General features: G+C 63.9%; 17 protein-coding genes. 10 read left to right on the top strand and 7 right to left on the bottom strand.

What is annotated here, in order from left to right; all coding sequences use genetic code 11:
- Positions 1-402: 402 nt before the first annotated feature.
- From J2X56_RS14375 to J2X56_RS14385, 3 genes are all read left to right on the top strand, one after another.
- Positions 403-1,185 carry a 3-hydroxybutyrate dehydrogenase gene (locus tag J2X56_RS14375; protein ID WP_034332649.1) on the top strand — a complete coding sequence of 261 codons (783 nt, stop codon included), beginning with the start codon at positions 403-405 and terminating at the stop codon, positions 1,183-1,185.
- Between the two features lie 165 nt (positions 1,186-1,350).
- Positions 1,351-3,474, top strand: a complete 2,124-nt coding sequence (locus J2X56_RS14380; protein ID WP_310160651.1) for a DNA/RNA non-specific endonuclease — start codon at positions 1,351-1,353, stop codon at positions 3,472-3,474.
- Positions 3,475-3,564: 90 nt separating this feature from the next.
- A complete protein-coding gene (locus J2X56_RS14385; RefSeq protein WP_310160652.1) occupies positions 3,565-4,287 on the top strand; it encodes an AraC family transcriptional regulator in 723 nt (240 codons plus the stop codon).
- Here the strand turns inward: J2X56_RS14385 and J2X56_RS14390 are convergent.
- Together J2X56_RS14390 and katG are read right to left on the bottom strand one after the other, a co-directional pair.
- Entirely contained in the window at positions 4,275-4,853 is a 579-nt protein-coding gene (locus tag J2X56_RS14390; RefSeq protein WP_034332666.1) for a phosphonate degradation HD-domain oxygenase, read from the bottom strand. The genes J2X56_RS14385 and J2X56_RS14390 overlap by 13 nt on opposite strands.
- A 165-nt stretch (positions 4,854-5,018) precedes the next feature.
- The gene (katG, locus tag J2X56_RS14395) at positions 5,019-7,268 is read right to left on the bottom strand and encodes a catalase/peroxidase HPI (protein ID WP_310160653.1); all 2,250 of its coding nucleotides are present in this window, start codon (positions 7,266-7,268) and stop codon (positions 5,019-5,021) included.
- A gap of 578 nt (positions 7,269-7,846) precedes the next feature.
- Between katG and J2X56_RS14400 the strand changes: the two genes are divergently transcribed.
- The gene (locus J2X56_RS14400) at positions 7,847-8,407 is read left to right on the top strand and encodes a DUF4337 domain-containing protein (protein WP_034332644.1); all 561 of its coding nucleotides are present in this window, start codon (positions 7,847-7,849) and stop codon (positions 8,405-8,407) included.
- 155 nt (positions 8,408-8,562) lie between these two features.
- On the top strand, positions 8,563-9,501 hold the full coding sequence (locus J2X56_RS14405; protein ID WP_209531876.1) for a DMT family transporter: 939 nt from the start codon (positions 8,563-8,565) through the stop codon (positions 9,499-9,501).
- 18 nt (positions 9,502-9,519) lie between these two features.
- On the opposite strand, the gene tcdA is transcribed toward J2X56_RS14405, so the two are convergent.
- The 4 genes from tcdA to yajC all read right to left on the bottom strand — a co-directional run bounded on the left by tcdA (position 9,520) and on the right by yajC (position 13,918).
- On the bottom strand, positions 9,520-10,368 hold the full coding sequence (gene tcdA / locus J2X56_RS14410) for a tRNA cyclic N6-threonylcarbamoyladenosine(37) synthase TcdA (protein ID WP_121037907.1): 849 nt from the start codon (positions 10,366-10,368) through the stop codon (positions 9,520-9,522).
- A 133-nt stretch (positions 10,369-10,501) separates the two neighbouring features.
- Positions 10,502-11,446, bottom strand: a complete 945-nt coding sequence (secF, locus tag J2X56_RS14415; RefSeq protein WP_039788956.1) for a protein translocase subunit SecF — start codon at positions 11,444-11,446, stop codon at positions 10,502-10,504.
- A 70-nt stretch (positions 11,447-11,516) separates the two neighbouring features.
- Entirely contained in the window at positions 11,517-13,421 is a 1,905-nt protein-coding gene (gene secD, locus J2X56_RS14420; protein ID WP_310160654.1) for a protein translocase subunit SecD, read from the bottom strand.
- A 164-nt stretch (positions 13,422-13,585) separates the two neighbouring features.
- Positions 13,586-13,918, bottom strand: coding sequence for a preprotein translocase subunit YajC (yajC, locus tag J2X56_RS14425; RefSeq protein ID WP_088757356.1), 333 nt, complete (start codon positions 13,916-13,918; stop codon positions 13,586-13,588).
- 271 nt (positions 13,919-14,189) lie between these two features.
- Between yajC and chrA the strand changes: the two genes are divergently transcribed.
- The gene (gene chrA, locus J2X56_RS14430) at positions 14,190-15,434 is read left to right on the top strand and encodes a chromate efflux transporter (protein ID WP_310160655.1); all 1,245 of its coding nucleotides are present in this window, start codon (positions 14,190-14,192) and stop codon (positions 15,432-15,434) included.
- Positions 15,435-15,456: 22 nt separating this feature from the next.
- Here the strand turns inward: chrA and J2X56_RS14435 are convergent, their stop codons facing one another.
- Positions 15,457-15,756 (bottom strand): hypothetical protein, encoded by a 300-nt coding sequence (locus J2X56_RS14435; RefSeq protein ID WP_121037898.1) that lies wholly within the window; start codon positions 15,754-15,756, stop codon positions 15,457-15,459.
- 368 nt (positions 15,757-16,124) lie between these two features.
- Here J2X56_RS14435 and J2X56_RS14440 point away from each other — a divergent pair, with 368 nt between their 5' ends.
- Genes J2X56_RS14440 through J2X56_RS14455 form a run of 4 tightly spaced genes read left to right on the top strand, consistent with a single transcriptional unit; the run spans position 16,125 to position 21,783 of the window.
- Positions 16,125-18,332, top strand: a complete 2,208-nt coding sequence (locus tag J2X56_RS14440) for an ATP-binding protein (RefSeq protein ID WP_310160669.1) — start codon at positions 16,125-16,127, stop codon at positions 18,330-18,332.
- A complete protein-coding gene (locus tag J2X56_RS14445) occupies positions 18,313-19,350 on the top strand; it encodes an HD domain-containing phosphohydrolase (RefSeq protein WP_310160656.1) in 1,038 nt (345 codons plus the stop codon). Before J2X56_RS14440 ends, J2X56_RS14445 begins: the two co-directional genes overlap by 20 nt.
- Positions 19,347-20,315 carry an HDOD domain-containing protein gene (locus tag J2X56_RS14450; protein ID WP_121037892.1) on the top strand — a complete coding sequence of 323 codons (969 nt, stop codon included), beginning with the start codon at positions 19,347-19,349 and terminating at the stop codon, positions 20,313-20,315. Before J2X56_RS14445 ends, J2X56_RS14450 begins: the two co-directional genes overlap by 4 nt.
- Entirely contained in the window at positions 20,302-21,783 is a 1,482-nt protein-coding gene (locus tag J2X56_RS14455; protein ID WP_121037889.1) for a PAS domain S-box protein, read from the top strand. Before J2X56_RS14450 ends, J2X56_RS14455 begins: the two co-directional genes overlap by 14 nt.
- Positions 21,784-21,785: the final 2 nt, after the last annotated feature.

The raw sequence follows: 21,785 nt of genomic DNA on the forward strand, positions 1-21,785 counted from the left end.
TCCCCTTCAGAATTGCGGCTGCCTCAAATGAAATCGAAGAATTGATCGATTAATTTCGAGAAACAGCCGATGTCCCCGGGATAACGCTGCACAGACTAACCAGCGAATGTTTCACGCACATGACCTTTGCGGGCGTTTTGGCAGTGCAGCAACAACCAGCGGCCCAGCGTTACAATGGCGTGACAAAGCGGCGTCCGGAGACCTCCCTGCGGGGAGCAGACGCATGCGCGAGGGCAAGGAAAACGGGTGCAAGGGCGAGATCGGCACCCGTGGAATCTTTCGATGCGCAGTTCATCGAAACCAGGGATTGATGACCGTCGTCGGGGACCGCGTGCGACAGCGCCGGTGCCGAGGACGGTCTGGCTTTGCAATGTCCGTCAACTCGAAACATAAAGGAAGATCATGCTACTCAAGGATAAAGTCGCACTCATTACCGGTTCGGCCAGCGGCATCGGCAAGGAAATCGCGATCGAATACGCCAAACAAGGCGCCAAGGTCGTCATCGCCGACCTGGCCCTGGAAGCCGCCAAGGCCACGGCTGAAGAGATCGTCAAGAACGGGGGCACCGCGATGGCGGTGGCCATGAACGTCACCGATGAAACCCAGGTCGACAAGGGCGTGGCCGATGCCGTGAACACCTACGGCGGGCTGGACATCATGATCAGCAATGCCGGCATCCAGATCATCAGCCCGGTCACCGAACTGTCGCTGGAAAACTGGCGCAAGATGCTGGCGATCCACCTGGACGGCGCCTTCCTGACCACCCGCGCGGCGATGAAAGCCATGATCAAGCAGGGCCGTGGCGGCTCCATCATCTACATGGGTTCGGTGCACTCGCATCAGGCCTCGGCGCTCAAGTCGCCTTACGTGACCGCCAAGCACGGCCTGCTGGGCCTGGCCAAGACCGTGGCCAAGGAAGGGGCCAAGGACAAGATCCGCACCAATGTCATCTGTCCCGGCTTCGTGCGCACGCCGCTGGTGGAAAAGCAGATCCCCGAGCAGGCCAAGGAATTCGGCATCAGCGAAGAAGACGTCATCAAGAAGATCATGCTCAAGGACACCGTGGACGGTGAATTCACCACCACCCAGGACGTGGCCCAGACCGCCGTGTTCCTGGCGGCCTTCCCGACCAATGCGCTGACCGGCCAGTCCGTCGTGGTCAGCCACGGCTGGCATATGCAGTAAGCTTCACCCGCATCCAGGCTTCTCCCAAAGCCGCCGTGGCGCAAGCCCGGCGGCTTTGTCTTGGCCACCGGAAACACTGATGTTTTGCAAGATGTTTCAGGTCATGCCGATGTCATATGAAGGTAATAACGTCCCCGGACCCTCCCCCGAGAATCTGGAGATGCCATGGATGCCCAAGCCCTCAAGGATTTCCGCGCCTGCGTGGCCGACACTGCCAGCGAACGCCAGCGTGTGCGCTCGCTGGTGGCCTGCGGGCAATGGCGCGAGGCCGAGCCCGACAGTGAACGGGCGCGCGCCTATGCCCTGCGCCAGCGCAACCTGGGCCATCCGGCCGGTCCGGAATCGATCATCGGCGACAGCGAGGATTTCCTGCGCGCCAGCTTCCTGGCGCAAGGCGCAGCGGTGGCGCGAGCGGTGGCCTACGTCGAGGTCAACAGCGATCAGAGCAGCGAACTGGCCACCGGCTTCTTGATCAGCCCGCGCCTGTTCCTGACCAACCAGCACGTCATCGCGGATGCCGCCGCCGCACGCGGCACACGACTCACCTTCCTGCGCGAACTCGACGCACGCGGAGTGCCGCGTGCCACCACCAGCTACCTGCTGGCACCGGAGCGGCTGGCGCTGTTCTCGCCAGCGGATCAGCTGGACTATGCCCTCATCGCACTGGGCGAACGCCAGTCAGGGACGGCCACTGTGGAGGAGCTGGGCTTCTGCCCGCTCTCGGACCAGCCCGACAAGCACGTCATCGGCATGGCGGCCAACATCATCCAGCATCCGTCCGGCTGGATGAAGATGATCAGCATCCGCAACAACACCGTCACCGCGCGCACCGAACACACCCTGCTCTACGAGACCGATACCCAGCAAGGCTCGTCCGGCTCGCCGGTCTTCAATGACGACTGGCAGCTGGTGGCCCTGCATCACTGGGGGGAGCCTTATCGCGATGCTGGTGCGGGAGATCAACGGCTGCGCAAGGTCAACGAAGGCATCCGCATCAGCGCCCTCTACCGTGACCTGCTGGCACGCCTGCCCACCTTGCCACCTGAGGCCCGGGCGTTGCTGCAGGAAGCCTTGAGCTATCAGGTGGCCAGCGCGCCCGCTGCCCTCACCGTCGCCGACAACACCGCATCCGACATGACACAGGAGATCAGCATGAACAACAGTGGCAAAGACATCGCTCTGCAGACCGCAACCCTGACGATTCCGCTGGAAGTGACGGTGCGGGTTGCGGGAGGTGCAGCGACCGTCGCCCAGGCGACGACACCCGCTGCCGCCAACGCAAGCCTCTCTGCCAACAACGCGACCTTGCTGCCACCACGCCGGCTCTCTCCGCCCCGCCCCTCTGCAGGCGCAGAAGCCTTGCACATCGATCCGGATTACGGCAATCGCAGCGGCTACGATGCCGCTTTCATCCCCGGTGCCGAACTGCCGCTGCCGCAGCCGGATGCGAAGCTGGCGGGCGACATCGTCCCGCTGCTGCCTACCGTGGCCGGTGCCGCTGGCGATGACGGCGAACTGAAATATGAACACTTCAGCATCAAGCTGTTGAAGCGCCGCCGCATGGCCGCCGTCACTGCCACCAACATCGACGGTACGCATTACCTCGCAGTCGATCGCGGCAGCGGCCAGGTCAATGCGGCCGAAGGCGATGCCTGGTTCCGCGATCCGCGCGTGGCGACGGGGAGCGTGCTGGAGCAGGATTTCTATTCGGCGTGGTCGACCTATTTCGATCGCGGCCACCTGACGCGCCGCTCCGATCCCAGCTGGGGTACGCCGGAAGAAGCCGAGCGCGCCAATGCCGATACCTTCCATTTCACCAATTGCTCGCCCCAGCATTTCCGCTTCAACCAGAGCGCGACCTACTGGCAGGGCCTGGAGCGCTATGTGCTGGAGAACGGCGTGCTGGCTGCCAGCAGCAAGGGCCGCCTGTGCGTCTTCCAAGGCCCGGTGTTCAACGACCAGGTGGACCTGTGGGCCGATGAGGTCCAGATCCCTTCGGCCTTCTTCAAGATCGTGGTGTGGAAGGGCAAGCAAGGCTTGAAAGCGGTAGGCCTGCTGGCCGACCAGTCGGCCCTGCTGTCGGAGAGCCGGCACAGCCTGGGAACGCCGCGCGACCTGCCCTCGGTGGACGTCAACCACTGGCGCGTGGCCATTCCCGAACTGGAAAGGATGACCGGGCTGGACTTCGGTTCCAGGGTACGCGCCGCCGATACCATCGCCGATGGCAAGCAGCCGCAGGTCGGCGAAGCGCGCCAGCGCATCACGGCCTTCGAGCAGATCCGGCTGTAGCAGCGAAGTCCGCTATCATGGCGGGATTGCTTTGCATCCCTGCCCGCCATGATCCCATCCTCGCGACCGCATCCCGACACTGCCCCACCCGTGGCGCAGCTGCACCTGCGCAGCTATCGCGAGGAGTCATTGGCGCACCGGCATGATTTTCCGCAACTGGTGCTGCCGCTGGCAGGCCATCTGGCGATGGACATCGCCGGCCGCGAAGGCCTGGCCGATACCGCCACGGCGGCCTTCGTCGAACCCGGTGCGCGGCATGCCACGCGCGCAGGCGGCGAGAATCGTTCGCTGGTGGTCGACCTGGCACCCGATGCGGTCGGCAGCCTGCAACTGGAGGCGCTGGCACAGCGCCCGTTCCTGCCCTTGTCCCGCGCCGCAGGGAAACTGGTGGAATTCATGGCGGTGGCACTCAGCGACACCCGCCCCGCCGGCAACACCCTGCAGCATTGGGTTCCCCTGCTGCTGGACGCGCTCACGCAACAGCCGCAGGCACTGTCGCGGCTGCGTTTGATGCTGGCACGGGTGGAGGCGCGCGCCGAGCATCCCTGGACGGTGGCGCAGATGGCGGAACTGGCGGCGATCTCTCCCAGCCGTTTGCATGAATGGTTTCGCGCTGAACTGGACACGTCGCCGCGCGCCTGGCTGGCCGAAGTGCGCGTAGCCCGGGCCTGCCAGCTGCTGCGCACCAGCAGCCTGCCGCTGGCGCAGATTGCCCAGCGCTGCGGCTATGGCGACCAGAGTGCGCTCACGCATGCGCTGCGCAAGCTGCGCGGCACGACCCCATCAGCGTATCGGAAAAGTTATTTGCCCTGAGGACGGCTGGCCTTGCCCGGCCGCAGCAGGCATTCATTGAAGTAGCCGGCATAGTGCGCATAATCGGGCGTCGGCAGACCCGCCGTCTTGGCACGATCATCCCAGCGCCGCAACCTGACGGCATCCTCGGCATAGGGCCGATCGATGAAAGCCGCGGCCTGTTCCACATCGAAGATTCCGCCCTGCAATTGCAGGCTGCGCACCGAATCGGCCGAGAGCTGCGCGAAGTAGTCCGGATCAGTGGCGCACAGGTAGCGCTTGGCATCCACATGCAGGGCAATCGGCGCCAGCACGGATTCATGGAAGACGCCGCGCAGGAAAGGCAGCACGCGATACTGGTGCAGGTCATCGATGCCGGCCAGGGTGGGCGTCTGGCCCAGGTCTTCCAGCAGGTGGCCGAGATCGTGCAGCAGGCTGGCCACGATCAGGCTGGGCGCTGCGCCCTCCTGCTCGGCCAGCAGCGCCGATTGCAGCGCGTGTTCCAGTTGCGTGACCGGCTCGCCGGTGTATTGCGTGTGGCCGTGCCGTGTGAACAGCAGGGCAATGTCATCCAGGCTCAGGGCCATCATGCGCCTCGCAGGTGAAGAAAAAGACCGAACGCCACTATAGCCCCTGCATCGGCGCACTCCGTGACATCTCCATGACATGCGCACGCGCAAAGAAAAACGGCGAGCCTTGCGGCCCGCCGTCGTTCATCGCTTCACTGCCTCACTGCTTGACTGCTTTGCTGCTTACTTCTTCAGGTCATAGCGATCCAGATCCATCACCTTGACCCAGGCCGCCACGAAGTCCTTGACGAACTTTTCCTTGGCGTCCGAGCTGGCATAGACTTCAGCCAGGGCGCGCAGCACGGCGTTGGAGCCGAACACCAGGTCGACACGGGTTCCGGTCCACTTGACGGCACCGCTCTTGCGATCACGGCCTTCGAACTCTTCCTGGGCGGGCGAGGTGGACTTCCACTCGGTGCCCATGTCCAGCAGATTGACGAAGAAGTCATTGGACAGCACGCCCACCTTGGCGGTGAACACACCCTTGGTGCTGCCACCCACCGTGTTGCCCAGCACGCGCAGGCCACCGATGAGGACCGTCATTTCCGGCGCGGTCAGGGTCAGTTGCTGGGCCTTGTCGATGAGCATGTCTTCGGCACGCACTGCATAACGCTGCTTCTGGAAGTTGCGGAAACCATCAACGACGGGTTCCAGCGGCTCGAAGGAGGCCACATCGGTCTGCTCCTGCGACGCGTCCACACGGCCTGCGCTGAAGGGGACGGTCACGGCCACGCCTGCATCCTTGGCCGCCTTTTCGACGGCTGCGCTACCGGCCAGCACGATCAGGTCCGCCAGCGACACCTTCTTGGCACCTTGGTTGAACTCGGACTGTATGCCTTCCAGTGCCTTCAAGACCTTGGCCAGCTGGGCCGGCTGATTGGCAGCCCAATCCTTCTGCGGCGCCAGGCGGATACGCGCACCGTTGGCACCACCGCGCATGTCGCCACCCCGGAAGGTGGAGGCCGAAGCCCAGGCGGTCGAGACCAGCTCGCTCACCGACAGGCCCGAGGCCAGGATCTTGCTCTTCAGGGCCGCGACATCGGCTGCATCAATCGGCGCACCTTCTGCCTTGGGCAGCGGATCTTGCCAGATCAGTTCTTCAGCCGGCACTTCCGGGCCGAGGTAGCGCGCACGCGGACCGAGGTCGCGGTGGGTCAGCTTGAACCAGGCGCGGGCGAAGGCGTCAGCAAACTGCTCCGGGTGTTCCAGGAAGCGGCGCGAGATCTTTTCGTAAGCCGGATCGAAGCGCAGCGACAAGTCCGTGGTCAGCATGGTGGGACGCAGGGGTGCGCCGCCGTGGGCGTGCGGGATCACCGCATCGGCGCCCTTGGCCACCCATTGATGGGCACCGGCCGGGCTCTTGGTCAGTTCCCACTCATAGTTGAACAGGTTCTCGAAGAAGTAATTGCTCCACTGGGCCGGAGTCTGGGTCCAGGTCACTTCCAGGCCGGAGCTGATGGTGTCGCCACCGACGCCGCTGCCGAAGCTGCTCTTCCAGCCCATGCCCTGGTGTTCCAGGCCCTCGCCTTCCGGTTCACGGCCCACGTGCTTGGCGTCGCCTGCACCGTGGGTCTTGCCGAAGGTGTGGCCACCGGCGATCAGGGCCACGGTCTCTTCATCGTCCATCGCCATGCGGGCGAAGGTTTCGCGGATGTCATGGGCGGCGGCCACCGGATCAGGGTTGCCTTCCGGACCTTCCGGGTTCACGTAGATCAGGCCCATCTGGACTGCGGCCAGCGGGTTTTCCAGGTTGCGGCCGGTGGGGCCGGTGCGGCTCTGCTCATTGCCGTGACGGTCGGCATCGGCCGTGATCTCGCCGTGGCTGGCACCGGCCTTGCCCTTGCCGTAGCGGTCATCGCCGCCCAGCCAGGTCGATTCGGTACCCCAGTAGACGTCCAGGTCCGGTTCCCACACGTCCTGGCGGCCACCGGCGAAACCGAAGGTCTTGAAACCCATGGTTTCCAGCGCGACGTTGCCGGTCAGGATCAGCAGGTCAGCCCAGGAGATCTTGTTGCCGTACTTCTGCTTGACCGGCCAGATCAGGCGGCGTGCCTTGTCCAGGTTGACGTTGTCGGGCCAGCTGTTCAAGGGCGCGAAGCGCTGCTGGCCACGGCCGGCACCGCCGCGGCCATCGCCGATGCGATAGGTACCGGCACTGTGCCAGGCCATGCGGATGAACAGCGGACCATAGTGGCCGAAGTCGGCCGGCCACCAGTCCTGCGAATCGGTCATCACCTTGGCCAGATCGGCCTTGACGGCGGCCAGGTCCAGGCTCTTGAAGGCTTCGGCGTAGTTGAAATCCTCACCCATGGGGTTGGACTTGGAAGAATGCTGGGCCAGCAGATCCACACGCAGCTGCTTGGGCCACCAGTCGCGGTTGCTGGTGCCGCTACCGGCGGTGTGGTTGAAGGGGCACTTGGCTTCATTCGACATTGCGTTCTCTCCTGTTGATCGACCCGATGGGTCATGACGCCCGGACCGGGAAACGGGCATCTTCGTGGCTACCTCCAGCCTGGCTGGACATAGCGGCTTGTACTGCAGCGACAGGCTGACTGCGTTCTGCTACGGCACCATGACGCCGTACTGCGGGGCCAGCTTCGCCTTGTTCCGGTCGTGCTTGCGAAGAACCATTAATGTAATTGATTGAAAACAATTCCGTGATTGTCTTTTTGTATAATGCCAGTCAATAAATCCAATCCCACAGGTTCAGAATTTGTGGGTGAACAGTGTAGCCAAAGGCAAATATTCCTGCTGGACTTGCGGCACATTGTTTGTGCAGACCGTGCGCAACAGCAGCGGAGAACGCGATCGACCCGACCGTGAGGAAATGCGAATATCGGAAGCGTACATTGCCTGCTGGGGCAATCTTGGCTGAGGGAAGCCGCCATCCTGGCCTACGGGAGAATACGAGTTTCGAGATTCTTCAGGTCAACCGATATGGAGGTGAATCGTTGATGGGACGCTGCCCGCGTGCCGGGCTGCCCTCCTTTTCCCACATTACAAGAACCATCATGACGGAAGCCACCGAAAACCTGGAACACGCCGAGCACGCCCATGCCTCCGGCAACAAGAAGCTGGCCTTGCTCATCGCCATCCTGGCGCTGGTGCTGGCCATTACCGAAACCCTGTCCAAGTCCTACCAGACCGAGGTCATCCTGAAGCATCAGGAGGCGGCCAACCTGTGGTCCTTCTTCCAGGCCAAGTCGGTGCGCGGCAATGCGGCGCAGCTGGCCAAGCAGCAACTGACCTTGCTGGGCAATCCCAAGGATGAACGCATCAGCGCGGCCGTGGCCAAGCTCGACGACGCCATCGCCCATTACGACAGCGACGAGAAGAGCGGCGAAGGCAAGAAGGAACTGTCCCACAAGGCGCGCGAAGCCGAGCATGAAGCGCATGCCTACATGGAGAAATACGAAAAGATGGAAATGGCCGCCGGCATGCTGCAAGTCGCCATCGTGCTGGCCTCGGCCACCATCATCACCGGCGTGGCCGTGCTGGCCTACCTGTCGATGGGCATCGGCGTGGTGGCGCTGGCCTTTATCGGTGCGGGCTTGTTCGGCACCGCGATCTGAACGGCTTGACCGCACAGCAGACCAACGCCGGCCTCGTGCCGGCGTTTTCGTTTCTGCCCTCGCCCGCCACAAGAAAACCGTAGCCTGCAACAATCCTTCCCGCGTCGGCTGGGGCATACTGCCCCCCTTTGCAACATGGCTGGCTTTGATTCCCGATGAGTTCCAACACGATCCTGCAAGGCATTTTCTATGGCGCACTGGCCGGTGCCGCCTGGGGCCTGGTATTCCTGGCCCCTGAACTGACGCGCGCCTTCTCGCCCTGGCAACTGACGGCCGGGCGCTATCTGGCCTACGGACTGTTCGCAGCGCTGCTGATCGCGCCGCGCATCAAGAAACTGCTGCCGCATCTGGGCCGTGACGAATGGCGCGCGCTGGTGTGGCTGAGCTTGCTGGGCAACGTGGTGTATTACGTGTTCCTGGCCAGTGCCGTGCAACTGGGGGGCATGGCCATGACCTCGCTGGTGATCGGCTTCCTGCCGGTGGCGGTGAGCATCATCGGCAGCCGCGGCCATGGCGCGGTCTCGCTGCGCAAGCTGGCCCCGTCGCTGGCCTTGGGCCTGGCCGGCATCGCCTGCGTGGCCTGGCAGTCGCTATCCGGGTCGGCTGGAGGCGATATGAAGCAAAGTGTCATCGGCTTCTTCTGCGCCCTGGCCGCATTGGCCTCCTGGACCACCTATGCGGTCGGCAACAGCCGCTGGCTGGCGCGCCTGCATGAAGTTTCTGCGCACGACTGGAATCTGCTGATCGGCGTGGTCACGGGGCTGCTGTCGCTGTTCATCGCAGTGCCGGCCTTCACGGTGATGCTGCAGCCGCATCCGGGCAGCGAGTGGATGCATTTCGTGGCGGTGTCGGCGGGAGTGGCGATCTTTGCGTCGCTGTTCGGCAATGCCTGCTGGAACAAGGCCAGCCGCCTGCTGCCACTGACCATGATCGGGCAGATGATCCTGTTCGAGACCCTCTTTGCCCTGCTCTACGGCTTCCTGTGGGAACAGCGTTGGCCGACCCTGCTGGAGATCGCGGCCATGGTGCTGGTCACCGTCAGCGTGCTGCTGTGCGTGTCCGCGCACCGGGTCGATGAGGGCGGCGGGCACTGAAGCCCCCTCCTCCTTGCCTCAGCTGGCCTTCTCGGCCAGCTTCTTCAAGACATGCGCTGCGGCCACCAGGCCGAAGGTGGCCGTGACCACCATGGCCGAGCCGAAACCGGCGCAATTCAGCCCTGTCACGCCGGCTTGCGTGCTGTCGGCGGCATCCTCACCCACATCCAGATCCTCTGCCGGCGCAATCTCGCAGGCTTCGCCCTCGGCCAGATCCGGGAAACGCAGCGGTTCCGTCGAGAACACTGCGTCGATATGAAACTTGTTCTTGGTCCCGCGCGGGAAACCATGCTGTGAGCGCAAGCGCTTGCGCACCTTGGCCAGCAGCGGTTCCTGCTCGGTGCGGCAGAGGTCGCGGATCTCGATCTGGGTCGGATCGATCTGCCCGCCGGCGCTGCCGATGGTGACCATGGGCATGCCGTTCTTGCGGCACCAGGCGATCATCGCCACCTTGGCCGGGACATTGTCGATGGCGTCGATGACGTAATCGAAACGGCCACCGCCCAGCATCTGCTCGACATTCTCCGGATCGACGAAATCCTCCACCTCGGTGACCACGCAGGTCGGATTGATCTGCCGGATGCGCTCATGCAGGGCCGTCACCTTGGCCTGTCCCAGGGTGCCGGTGAGCGCATGGATCTGGCGATTGACATTCGATTCAGCCAGGTTGTCCAGGTCGATCAGGGTCAGGTGGCCGATGGCGCTGCGGGCCAGCGCCTCGACGATCCAGGAGCCCACGCCGCCGACGCCGACCACGCACACGCGCGCCTGGCCGAAGCGTTGCAGGGCTGCCGCGCCGTACAGGCGGGCAACGCCGCCGAAGCGGCGCTCATAGTCGATATCGTTCAGATCGATGGATGCGGTCATGATGAAAAAAGGGGAATGCAGTGATGCGCTGTCGTGAAGATCAGCATTATCCCGCCTTTGCGGGCCTTTCATGAAAAAGGGCCGCTGCGTGATCGCGGCGGCCCTCCCTGTGCAACGCAGGTGAATCTGGAAATCAGACCACTGCGCCGCCGTTTTCGTCCTTGACCTTGACCGGCTTGATCAGGTCTTCGCGCTTCACGCCCAGCCACATGGCCAGCGCTGCGGCGACGAACACCGAGGAATAGATACCGAACAGGATGCCGATGGTCAGCGCCAGCGCGAAATAATGCAGCGTCGGGCCACCGAAGAAGAACATCGCCAGCACCATCATTTCAGTGCTGCCGTGGGTGATGACGGTACGCGACATGGTGCTGGTGATCGCGTGGTTCAGGACTTCGGGCGCGGAAAGCTTGCCGAAGCGGCGATCACGGAAGGCTTCGCGCACCCGGTCGAACACCACCACCGATTCGTTGACCGAGTAGCCCAGCACGGCCAGGATGGCGGCCAGCACGGTCAGCGAGAATTCCCACTGGAAGAAGGCGAAGAAGCCCAGGATGATGATGATGTCGTGCAGGTTGGCGATCACCGCCGCCACCGCGAACTTCCATTCGAAGCGGAAGGCCAGGTAGATCACGATGCCCAGCACCACCATGCCCAGGGCCAGCAGGCCATCATGGGCCAGTTCATCGCCCACCTGGGGGCCCACGAATTCCACGCGCTGCAGGCGCACGTCCGGATCCTCTGCCTTCAGGGCGGCATTGACCTTTTCGCTCTGCTGGCTGGCGTTCACGCCGGCTTGGGCGGGCAGGCGGATCATCACGTCCTGGGCGGTGCCGAAGCTTTGCACCAGGGTGTCGCGGTAACCCAGTCCTTCAATCGACTTGCGGATCTTCTCCAGGTCGGCCGGCTTGTTGTAGGCCACTTCCATGACCGTGCCGCCGGTGAATTCGATGGAGAAGTGCAATCCCTTGGAGAACAGGAAGAACACCGCGGCCACGAAGGTCAGTGCCGAGATCGCATTGAAGATCAGGGCATGACGCATGAAGGGAATGTCTTTTTTGATGCGGAAAAATTCCATCACTATCCTTTCGGTGCCGGCACCACCTGCAGCGGGGTGCCTGGCTCAAATCTGGCTGTGCTGCTGGTGATTACTTGGCGTCGCGCTTGGCGGCGGCCTTGCCGGAAGTCGAGAGCACATCGCCCTCGGGCTTCCAGATCTGGCCGATGGCCAGGCCCGACAGACGCTTCTTGCGGCCATACCAGAGGTTGACCACACCGCGCGAGAAGAACACGGCCGAGAACATCGAGGTCAGGATGCCCAGGCAGTGCACCACGGCGAAGCCGCGAATCGCGCCGGAGCCGAAGATCAGCAGCGCCAGGCCGGCGATCAGGGTGGTAACGTTGGAGTCCAGGATGGTCGCCCACGCACGGTCGAAACCGGCGGCAATCGCTGCCTGCGGCGAATTGCCGGCGCGCAGTTCTTCACGGATGCGTTCGTTGATCAGCACGTTGGAGTCGATCGCCATACCGAGTGCCAGCGCGATGGCGGCAATACCCGGCAGGGTCAGCGTGACCTGCAGCGTGGACAGCAGCGCCACCAGCAGCAGCACGTTCACCGACAGCGCCAGGGCGCTGAAGAAACCGAACAGCTGGTAGTAGATCACCATGAAGACGGCCATGGCCAGGAAGCCATACAGCACCGAATCAAAGCCCTTCTTGATGTTGTCGGCACCCAGTTGCGGGCCGATGGTGCGCTCTTCGATGATGTCCATCGGTGCGGCCAGCGAACCGGCGCGCAGCAGCAGGGCCAGGTCGCTGGCCGCTTCGGGCGAACCCATGCCGGTGATCTGGAAGCGTGAACCCAGTTCGGAACGGATCGTGGCCACGGTCAGCACTTCGCCCTTGCCCTTTTCGAACAGGACGATGGCCATGGCCTTGCCGACCTTGTCACGGGTGGCTTCGCGCATCTTGCGGCCGCCGTCGCCGTTCAAGTCGATGCTCACCGCCGGCTGGTGGTTTTCATCGAAGCTGGCCGAGGCGTTGGAGATGTAGTCGCCGGTCAGCACCGGTTCCTTGTTCAGCACCACGGGTGCGCCCTTGCCGATCTTGAACAGTTCGGAGCCGAAGGGGATGGCCGAGGTTTCTTCGGTGCCGCGCACCACGCTTTCATCGACCATGCGCACTTCCAAGGTCGCGGTACGGCCGATGATGTCCTTGGCACGCGAGACGTCCTGCACGCCCGGCAGCTCGACCACGATGCGGTCGGCGCCCTGGCGCTGGATCAGCGGCTCGGCCACGCCCAGTTCGTTGACACGCTTGGACAGGGTGCTGATGTTCTGCTTGACGCCGTCTTCCTGAGTCTGCTTCAGGGCTTCCGGACGCAGGGTGGCGATGAGTTTGAGGTCATCGCCGCTGCCGGCGTCGGTGAGCAGCATTTCCTGCAGCTCGCCCAGGGCGGCGCGGGCATTGTTGCGGGTATCGGCATCGCGGAAGGAAATCTCGATGCTGTCGCCCGAGCGGTTGATGCCGCTGTGGCGGATGTTCTTGTCACGCAGCAGGCTGCGCACGCTGGCTTGCATGCCTTGCAGGCGCTTGTTCAGGACCGCCTTGATGTCGACCTGCATCAGGAAGTGCACGCCGCCGCGCAAGTCCAGGCCCAGGTACATCGGGAAGGCGTGCAGGCTTTGCAGCCATTGCGGGGTATTGGGCAGCAGGTTGAAGGCGACGATGTAGGTCGGGTCGCTGGGGTCGGTATTGAGTTCCTTCTCCAGCAGGGCCTTGGCCTTGAACTGGATGTCGGTGGTGGCAAAGCGGGCTCGCACCGAGGGCTGCGAACCGGCATTGTCGAACGCCACGCTCTCTGCGCCGAGATTGCCTTGTTTCAGGATCTGATCGACACGGCCGGCCACGGCAGGCTCGACCTTCAGGGTCGACTTGGCACTGCTGATCTGCACCGCGGGGGATTCGCCGAAGAAGTTCGGGACGGTATAGATCACGCCGAACAGCAGGGCCAGGACGATCAGTGCGTATTTCCAGAGAGAGTAACGATTCATGGTCTTGTGCTTCTTGCTTGCGGGAGAGGGAGGCAGGGACCTGCCGCCCTGTTCAGAACGGGTGCCAGGAACCGGAAGTTTCTGCACACCGTTCTAACGACATGGGCGCATCAGCGATGCGCCCATGGGTTCGCCGGTTCAGGCCGGCCAACCGGTGAGGCCGATTACAGGCCCTTGATGGTGCCCTTGGGCAGCAAGGTGGTGACAGCGCCCTTTTGCACGATGACTTCGGTGCCTTCGGAGACTTCGATGGTGATGTAACCATCGGCCACCTTGGTGATGCGGCCCAGCAGACCACCGGAGGTGACGACTTCGTCGCCCTTGCCCAGTGCGTCCATCATGGCTTTCTGTTCTTTCTGACGCTTCATCTGCGGGCGGATCATCAGGAAATACAGGACCACGAACATCAGGATGATCGGCAGGAAGCTGGCCAGGTTGCCCATCGCGCCACCAGGGGCTGCTGCGGCCGTTTGCGCGTATGCGTCGGAAATAAACACGTAAGGCTCCAAAGGTTGATTGAAAATAGCCCTGCATTCTAGCACTGCGCAGGCACCAAACCGCCAAATCGGGGTGCATTGCCGCAGATCAAGGGGGAACCAGGCAAAATCGGGCTTTTTTGTCACCTGCGCAAACTGGAAAAGCGGCGTATCCCGCATGAAATGGCAGAGCACATGAAAAAAGCTTCATTTCGCCCTCAAGCCGCCCCTAATATAGGCGGCGCGCCGGCCTCCTGCCCCGCGCGCCCGATTCACCCCGATCCGACACCGCATGCCAGCCTCCCCCGCTCCCGAACCCGCCGCCCCCACTGCATTGCCCGCCGCCCCGCGCCAACCGGCGTGGGGGATCTTTCTGGTCTTCCTGCGGCTGGGGCTGACCTCCTTTGGCGGGCCGGCCGCCCATCTCGGCTATTTCCGCCATGAATTCGTGGCCCGGCGGCGCTGGCTGTCCGAGCAGACCTACGCCGACCTGGTGGCCATGTGCCAGTTCCTGCCCGGCCCCTCCAGCAGCCAGGTCGGGCTGGCCATCGGCCTGATCCGGGGCGGCTATCGCGGTGCGCTGGCGGCCTGGCTGGGCTTTACGCTGCCCTCGGCGCTGCTGCTGATGGTGGTGGCCTTGTCGGTGCTGGAGGATGCGCACTGGCTCTCCGGGGAGGTGGTGCACGGCTTGAAGATCGTGGCCGTGGCCATCGTGGCGCAGGCGGTATGGGGGATGGCGCAGACGCTGTGCCGCGGTCCGGTACGCCTGGCCATCATGGCGCTGGCTGCGCTGGCGGCGTGGCAGCTGCAGGGCAGCCTGGTACAGCTGGGCGTGATCGTGGCCGCCGGTCTGGCCGGACGGCTGCTGCTGCACGGCCCGCAAGTTGTCCTGCAGGAACATCTGCCACTGGTGGTCAGCCGCCGCACGGGGCGTGCCTGCCTGCTGCTGTTCTTCGTCCTGCTGGCGGGCATTCCGCTGCTGGCCGCGCTCCATCCGGCGGCCTGGCTGCAGCAGATCAACATCTTCTATCGCGTCGGTTCCCTGGTCTTCGGGGGCGGCCATGTGGTGCTGCCGCTGTTGCAGGCCGAGCTGGTGCCCACGGGGTGGGTCGACAAGGATGTTTTCCTGGCCGGTTATGGCGCAGCCCAGGCGATCCCCGGCCCGCTCTTCACACTGGCGGCCTATCTGGGCGTGGTGATGTCTTCCTGGCCCAATGGGGTGGCCGGTGGCGTACTGTGCCTGCTGGCCATCTTTGCGCCGTCCTTCCTGCTGGTGACCGGGCTGCTGCCGTTCTGGGATGCGGTGCGCCGTCAGGCCGCGATGCAGGCGGTGCTGGCGGGCGTCAATGCCGCGGTGGTGGGATTGCTGCTGGCAGCGCTCTACCAGCCGGTGTGGACCAGCGCCATCTTCGGCGGGCGTGACCTGCTCATTGCGCTGGCGGCCTTTGCTGCTCTGGTGTGGCTGAAACTGCCCTCCTGGGCGGTCGTGCTGCTGGCGGTGCTGGCCGCGGCCCTGCCGGCGCTGGCCGGGATCTGACTGGCGAGCAGTTGCAGCGGACTCAGTAAACCACCACCACCGAACGCTCCTGCTGGTTCACCAGCAGAAAGGCACGCCCATCCGGGCTGCCCACCGGCGCGGCACCACAGGTATTGGTCACGGCCGCCATGCCATTGATGATATTGACCACCACGTTGCAGCGCGTAGTCACCAGCACCGAGATGGAGAGCTTGGCCGTGGTGGCCGCCTGCAAATGCGGCCAGGCCCAGCAGCCAAGCGTGAGCAGAAGCAGCGCGGCATGCCAGCGCAGCAGGTCAGGACGGGCCAGTCGGGCGCGTGCCATCGAGGGGGGATGTGCCATGGTGCGGGCTCCTTGTCGGGTTGGGCCACTGCATTGTTTGGTTGTGCTGTCATCTTAAATAAATTAATCGAATAAATCAATAAAATTAATTTGACAGAACAAAATAACAATATTGCTTATTTCGAACTTGCAGCGGAAGCCGCGCAGTACCAGCAGCAGCGTGACAGAGGCCAATTATTATCGCAATGACAAGCTCATCATTGTGCCGCATTTTGACCACAGACGGGCTTCCCCAGCGGAACAAATAAAACAATTTCGGCAATTTGCGAACCGATTCGTTATAATTGATTCCATTCAAACCCGCACTGCCTCTTCGCACTTGCGGGCGGAATCGAACCGGAGTCGGGAAACATGGAGACAAGCTCGTGATGCCAGGCAGCACCCACAACAATGCGCAGCACGCCCCGGCGCGCCCGCGCGACGGGCGTTTGCCGCTGGCGCTGGCCGAGGCCGGCTTTGCCGTGCTGACGGTGGCCGCGCTGTGGCATGCCGACCTGCCGCCCTGGCTGATCGTGGGACTGCTGGCGCTGTGGCTGGTACGGGCCCTGATCCTGCTGCGCCTGCTGCGCGACCATCAGCGTGCCGCGCGCAACCTGGTCCTGGCCAAGGAAGCGGCCGACCAGGCCATGCTCACGCGCGGGGCCTTCCTCTCCACCATGAGCCACGAAATCCGCACACCCATGAATGCGGTACTGGGCATGGCCGGACTGTTGCGCACCACGCGCCTGGATACGCAGCAAGCCGAATTCGCCAAGGCCATCGAGGATTCGGCCAATGCCCTGCTGGGCATCGTCAATGACGTGCTGGACTTCTCCAAGATCGACGTCGGCAAGATGGACATCGCCGTGGTCGAGTTCGACCTGCTGGAAGTGGTGGAAGCCAGCGCCGAAGCGCTGTCCTTCAAGGCGCACGAAAAGCGCGTGCGCTTGCTGGCGCACGTCGATCCGCGCCTGCCGGTGCGGCTGCTGGGCGACCCCGGACGCATCCGCCAGGTCCTCCTGAACCTGCTGGGCAACGCGCTCAAGTTCACCCATGTGGGCGAAGTGCTGCTGCGGGTGCAGGCCTTGCACGTGTCGGGCGATCACTGCCGGGTGCGTTTCGAGGTGCGCGACAGCGGCATCGGCATGGATGACGATACGCTGCGCCGCCTGTTCTCGCCCTTCTCGCAGGCCGACAACTCGGTCACCCGCCAATACGGCGGCACCGGCCTGGGCCTGTCGATCTGCAAGCGCCTGGTGGAACTGATGGGCGGCAAGATCGGCGTGGAGAGCACGCCCGGTAACGGTTCCTGCTTCTGGTTCGAACTGGGCATTCCCGTGGCGCAACCCGCGCAGTTCGCCACCCGTCCGCATGCAGCCAAAAAACGACAGGTGGCCCTGCTCGAAACGCACGATGCCAGTGCCGCCATGCTGCACGAATACCTGCGCGGGGCCGGGCTGGAAACGGTGCGCTACAGCAGTGCCAGCGACGCCCTGGCGGCGCTGACCGGCCCGGCGGCCACGGCCACCGGCATCGATACCCTCATCGTCAGCAGCGAGATCCGGGATGTGCCGCCGGCCGCAGTGCTGGCACGCCTGCACGCGGAAAGGCCGACAGTTACGTGCGTGCTGCTTGACCATGGCGTACACGGCCTTAATATAGACGGAAAATCAACGTCGCCAGCCCTGCAGTTGCCGCTGCGCAAGCAACAGCTGCTGCGTGCGGTCGATCCGCAGGCGGGAGGCAAGGACGCGGCCGACGGGGAATTGACGGCAGCGCGCCCGGCCCGGGCGTCCCATCCGGGGCAACAGGGGCAGCAGGGGCAGCAGGAACAGCGCGAACTCCTGCTGGTGGAAGACAACGTGATGAACCAGAAGGTGGCGGTGTACCAGCTCAATGCCATGGGCTACGCGGTCGATATCGCCTCCAACGGTGCGGAGGCGCTGGAGAAGCTGGCACGGCGCGCTTACGCGCTGATCCTGATGGATTGCCAGATGCCGGTGCTGGATGGCTACGAAACCACGCGCCGCATTCGGCGTCTGCAGGGCGAGCTGGCCCACACCCCCATTGTCGCGATGACCGCCAATGCCATGGCCGGGGATCGGGAACAGTGCCTGGAGGCCGGTATGGACGATTACCTGACCAAGCCTTTGCTGCGTTCGCAACTGGCGGCGATGCTGGAGCATTACCTGCCGGCGGCGCAGGAAGCGGCCGCCGACACCGGTGCTGCGCCGCTCATGCTCGACGAGAGCCGACTGCAGGAACTGTTCGGCGAGGACACCGTGCTGGCTGGCCAGATGCTGGACATGTTCGTCGAACACACTACGCCGGTCATGGACGATCTGGCGCGGCATTGCCAGGCCAGCGATCCGCTGCTGGGCGAGATCCAGGCGCTGGGCCACCGGCTGGCGGGCAGCTGCCTGAACCTGGGCATCCAGGCGCTGGGACAGGCGGGACGCAACATGGAATTGGCGGCACGCCAGGGCGAACTGGCACACGTGCGCAAGCTCGCCGAGGAGTGCGCAAGCGCCTTCGCCGCCTTGCAACAACACCTAAAAGAGAGGGCCGGGGGAACACATGAAGATTCTGATCGTTGACGACGACAAGACCAATCTGTCGCTATTCACGCACATGCTGGCGCAGTTGCCCGATACCAGCATCAGCACCTGCCCCGATGCGTACGAAGCGCTGGACTGGTGCGGCAGCCACGATCCGGACCTGATCCTGCTGGACTACATGATGCCGGGCATGGATGGCCTCGATTTCCTCTCGCGTTTTCGCGCCATGCCGGGCCAGGAAATGACGCCGGTCATCATGATCACCGCCGACATGGGCCTGCAGGTGCGGCACAAGGCGCTGCAGATGTCGGCCAATGATTTCCTGTCGAAGCCGGTGAACCGGGTGGAACTGCTGGCGCGGGTGAAGAACATGCTGGCCATGCGCAAGTCGCAGCTGGCCATGAGCCGGAAGATCGAAGACTTGTCTGAAGAGGTGGAACAGAAGGCGCAGCAGAGCACCAGCCTGGCGCTCAATTCGGTGGACCTGCTCTCGCGCGCGGCCGGCTATCGCGATCCGGAAACGGGCGAACACCTGGTGCGCATGTCCAATTACACCCGCATCATCGCCGCCCATCTCGGCTTGCCCAAGGAGGAGCAGGACCTGCTGCTGGCGGCCTCCCCCATGCACGACATCGGCAAGATGGGCATCCCCGACCATATCCTGCTCAAACCCGGACGGCTGGACGAGGAAGAACTGAAGGTCATGCGCCTGCACGCGCAGATCGGTGCCGACATCTTGCGCGGCAGTCCGTCCTCCCTGCTGCAGACCGCCTCCCGGATCGCCGAGACCCATCATGAAAAATGGGATGGCAGCGGCTACCCCAATGCGCTCAAGGGCGATGACATCCCGTTGTATGGCCGCATCGTGGCCGTGGCCGACGTGTTCGACGCGCTGACCTCCTCACGTCCTTACAAAAAAGGCTGGAGCCTGGAAGACGCAGCGCGTTATCTGCGCGACAATGCGGGCAGCCACTTCGATCCGCGCTGCGTGGAAGCCTTCTTTGCCGGCTGGGAGGAAGTGGTCGATATCTACAACCGCAACCAGGACGGCAAATGATGCTCACCTTCATTGAACCCACGCTGTTCGAGAAGCTCAGGAGCGCCCAAGCCCTGCCCTCGCCCGGCGGGGTGCGCCTGACCATCATGCGCCTGTGTGCGCAGGATGATCCCGACATGCATGAACTGATCCACCTGGTGCAGGCCGATCCGGCCCTGTCCGGGCGCATCATCCGCATCGTCAACGTACTCAATGCCGACCGCGTGCGCCCGATCGCCTCGGTCAGCATGGACAGCATGCTGCTGGTCGGCCTGCAGGCCGTGCGCCAGTTGGCCCTGGCGCTGTCGCTGGCGGAAACGACGGCCCCGGCCTCCTGCGCCAACTTCAAGCTGCCGGCCTTCTGGGCCCACAGCTTCGCCATGGCCTGCAGTGCCCAGGCCATCAGTGGCCACACCCGCGTGGCACCGCTGGGAGAAATGTTCACCACCGGCCTGCTGGCCAACATCGGCAAGCTGACCCTGGCCTCGGCCCATCCGGCCGGCTATTCGTCGCTGCTGACGCGCCCGCTGGAACCGTCGGGGCAACTAGCGATGGAACAATCGCTGTTTGGCTTCAATCACCTCAACATCGCGGCGGCACTGATGCAGGACTGGAAGATCCCGGAACTGTTCTGCGATGCCGTGCTGCACTACGAAGCCCCGGCCCTGCCGGAGGAGCTGCCGGCTCCGCGCCCGCTGGAAATCATCTGGACCCTGTATCTCTCGGCCGCCATGGCCGAACTGGGCTGCGGCACACCGCAGGTCGCCGAGGCCGCCCTGCCCAAGATCGCGCGGGCGCTGCCGCAACTGCAACTGGCACCGAATGATTTCCCGGCGCTGTATCAGGCCGCAGGGGAGGACTGGCAGGATTGGACCCAGACCATGCACCTGACCGCCAAGACGCTGTGGCAGGGTCTCCCGGGGCAGGTCCACGACAAACTGCTGCGCCTGCAAGAGGCCGTCGGCGGAGACGATGCAGGCACTTGAACAACTGCTGCTCAGCGAAGCACCCGACGCCTATGTCCTCATGGACATGCAAGGCGGCGTGGTCTACTGGAACCGCTGCGCCGAACAGATCTTCGGCTACAGCGGCCAGGAAGTGCTGGGCCAGCATCTGTCGGACTTCATCGTGCCGCCCGAGCGGCGCGCAGAGGAAGAGCGGGTGTTCGCCGATACGCTGGCGCTGGGCCGGGCCGAATGCCAGTCCATCCGCCGCCGCAAGGACGGCTCGCTCTTGCACCTGTCAGTCTCCAACAAGCTGTTGCGCGATGAGCAAGGGCAACCGCAATACGTGCTGTCCTGCAAGCGGGACATCAGCCAGGCCACGGTGCAGCGTGACATCAGCCTGATCGCGGCCAGTGTCCACGGGCTTTATGATTCGCTGCCCGACGGCATCATCGTGGTCAACGCGCTGGACCGCGTGGTGCTGGCCAATCGCCGCGCCGGCGAGCTGTTCGGCTGGGAGGTTGGCGAACTGACCGGCCGTGCCATCGATGTCCTGATCCCGCAGCGCTTCCTGGCCATGCATGCGCAAAACCTGGCGGAGTACCTGTCCGGCCGCGCCGCTCCGGCCAGCAATACCACGCCCGACCTGTGCGGGCTCAAGCGCAATGGCAGCGAATTCCCGGTTGACGTCAGCCTGAGCCCGCTGGCCATCGAGGGCGAGACCTTCCTCATGATCGCCGTGCGCGACATCAGTGACCGCAAGCGCATCGAAGAAGATCTGGCCGAAAAGAACCGCGCCTTGCAGGAGGCCGTGGAGTCGCGCAACCGCTTCCTGGCCAATACCTCGCACGAGCTGCGCACGCCCCTGAACGCCATCCTGGGCTTTACCGAAATCCTGCTCACACGCATGGGCGGACCGCTCACGGCCGAGCAGGAACAACAGCTGCAGACCGTGCATGAAAGCGCCCAGCATCTGCTGGGACTGATCACCAGCCTGCTGGATGTCTCGCGCATGGAGGCCGAGGCGGAAGACCTGATCCCCGAGGCCCTGCTCTGCTCGGAACTGATCGAGGAAGCCGTGGCCGTACTGCGCCCGGCCGCAATGAAGAAAGGCTTGCAGCTGGAGCTGGCACCCTATGCGGGCGAAGTGCGCATCCATGCCAACCGGCGCGCCCTGGCGCAGATCCTGATGCACCTGGTCGGCAACGCGATCAAGTTCACCGATCGCGGCCAGGTGCTGGTGAAGCTGCGCCAGCAACACCACGACAAGACCCTGACCAGCTGGATCGAGGTCAGCGACAGCGGCTGCGGCATCAGCGAACAGGACCAGCAGAAGCTGTTTCGCGCCTTCACCCAGCTCGACGCCACCGCCTCGCGCAAGCACGAGGGCATGGGCCAGGGCCTCTACCTGAGCCAGAAGCTGGCCAACCACATGGGCGGCACGATTACGGTACAAAGCCGGGTCGGGACCGGCAGCCGTTTCACGCTCTGCCTCGAAGAGAGCACTTGAGC

Origin of the sequence: Herbaspirillum sp. 1173, from assembly GCF_031455335.1 — a bacterium.
Taxonomy (GTDB): Bacteria; Pseudomonadota; Gammaproteobacteria; order Burkholderiales; family Burkholderiaceae_D; genus Herbaspirillum; species Herbaspirillum huttiense.

Bases quoted from the DNA above. Each gene is read 5' to 3' on its own strand.
- J2X56_RS14375 (WP_034332649.1), top strand. From the start codon at position 403: ATGCTACTCAAGGATAAAGTCGCACTCATTACCGGTTCGGCCAGCGGC.
- J2X56_RS14380 (WP_310160651.1), top strand. From the start codon at position 1,351: ATGGATGCCCAAGCCCTCAAGGATTTCCGCGCCTGCGTGGCCGACACT.
- J2X56_RS14390 (WP_034332666.1), bottom strand. From the start codon at position 4,853: ATGGCCCTGAGCCTGGATGACATTGCCCTGCTGTTCACACGGCACGGC.
- katG (WP_310160653.1), bottom strand. From the start codon at position 7,268: ATGTCGAATGAAGCCAAGTGCCCCTTCAACCACACCGCCGGTAGCGGC.
- J2X56_RS14400 (WP_034332644.1), top strand. From the start codon at position 7,847: ATGACGGAAGCCACCGAAAACCTGGAACACGCCGAGCACGCCCATGCC.
- J2X56_RS14405 (WP_209531876.1), top strand. From the start codon at position 8,563: ATGAGTTCCAACACGATCCTGCAAGGCATTTTCTATGGCGCACTGGCC.
- tcdA (WP_121037907.1), bottom strand. From the start codon at position 10,368: ATGACCGCATCCATCGATCTGAACGATATCGACTATGAGCGCCGCTTC.
- secF (WP_039788956.1), bottom strand. From the start codon at position 11,446: ATGGAATTTTTCCGCATCAAAAAAGACATTCCCTTCATGCGTCATGCC.
- secD (WP_310160654.1), bottom strand. From the start codon at position 13,421: ATGAATCGTTACTCTCTCTGGAAATACGCACTGATCGTCCTGGCCCTG.
- chrA (WP_310160655.1), top strand. From the start codon at position 14,190: ATGCCAGCCTCCCCCGCTCCCGAACCCGCCGCCCCCACTGCATTGCCC.
- J2X56_RS14435 (WP_121037898.1), bottom strand. From the start codon at position 15,756: ATGGCACATCCCCCCTCGATGGCACGCGCCCGACTGGCCCGTCCTGAC.
- J2X56_RS14440 (WP_310160669.1), top strand. From the start codon at position 16,125: ATGCCAGGCAGCACCCACAACAATGCGCAGCACGCCCCGGCGCGCCCG.
- J2X56_RS14445 (WP_310160656.1), top strand. From the start codon at position 18,313: ATGAAGATTCTGATCGTTGACGACGACAAGACCAATCTGTCGCTATTC.
- J2X56_RS14450 (WP_121037892.1), top strand. From the start codon at position 19,347: ATGATGCTCACCTTCATTGAACCCACGCTGTTCGAGAAGCTCAGGAGC.
- J2X56_RS14455 (WP_121037889.1), top strand. From the start codon at position 20,302: ATGCAGGCACTTGAACAACTGCTGCTCAGCGAAGCACCCGACGCCTAT.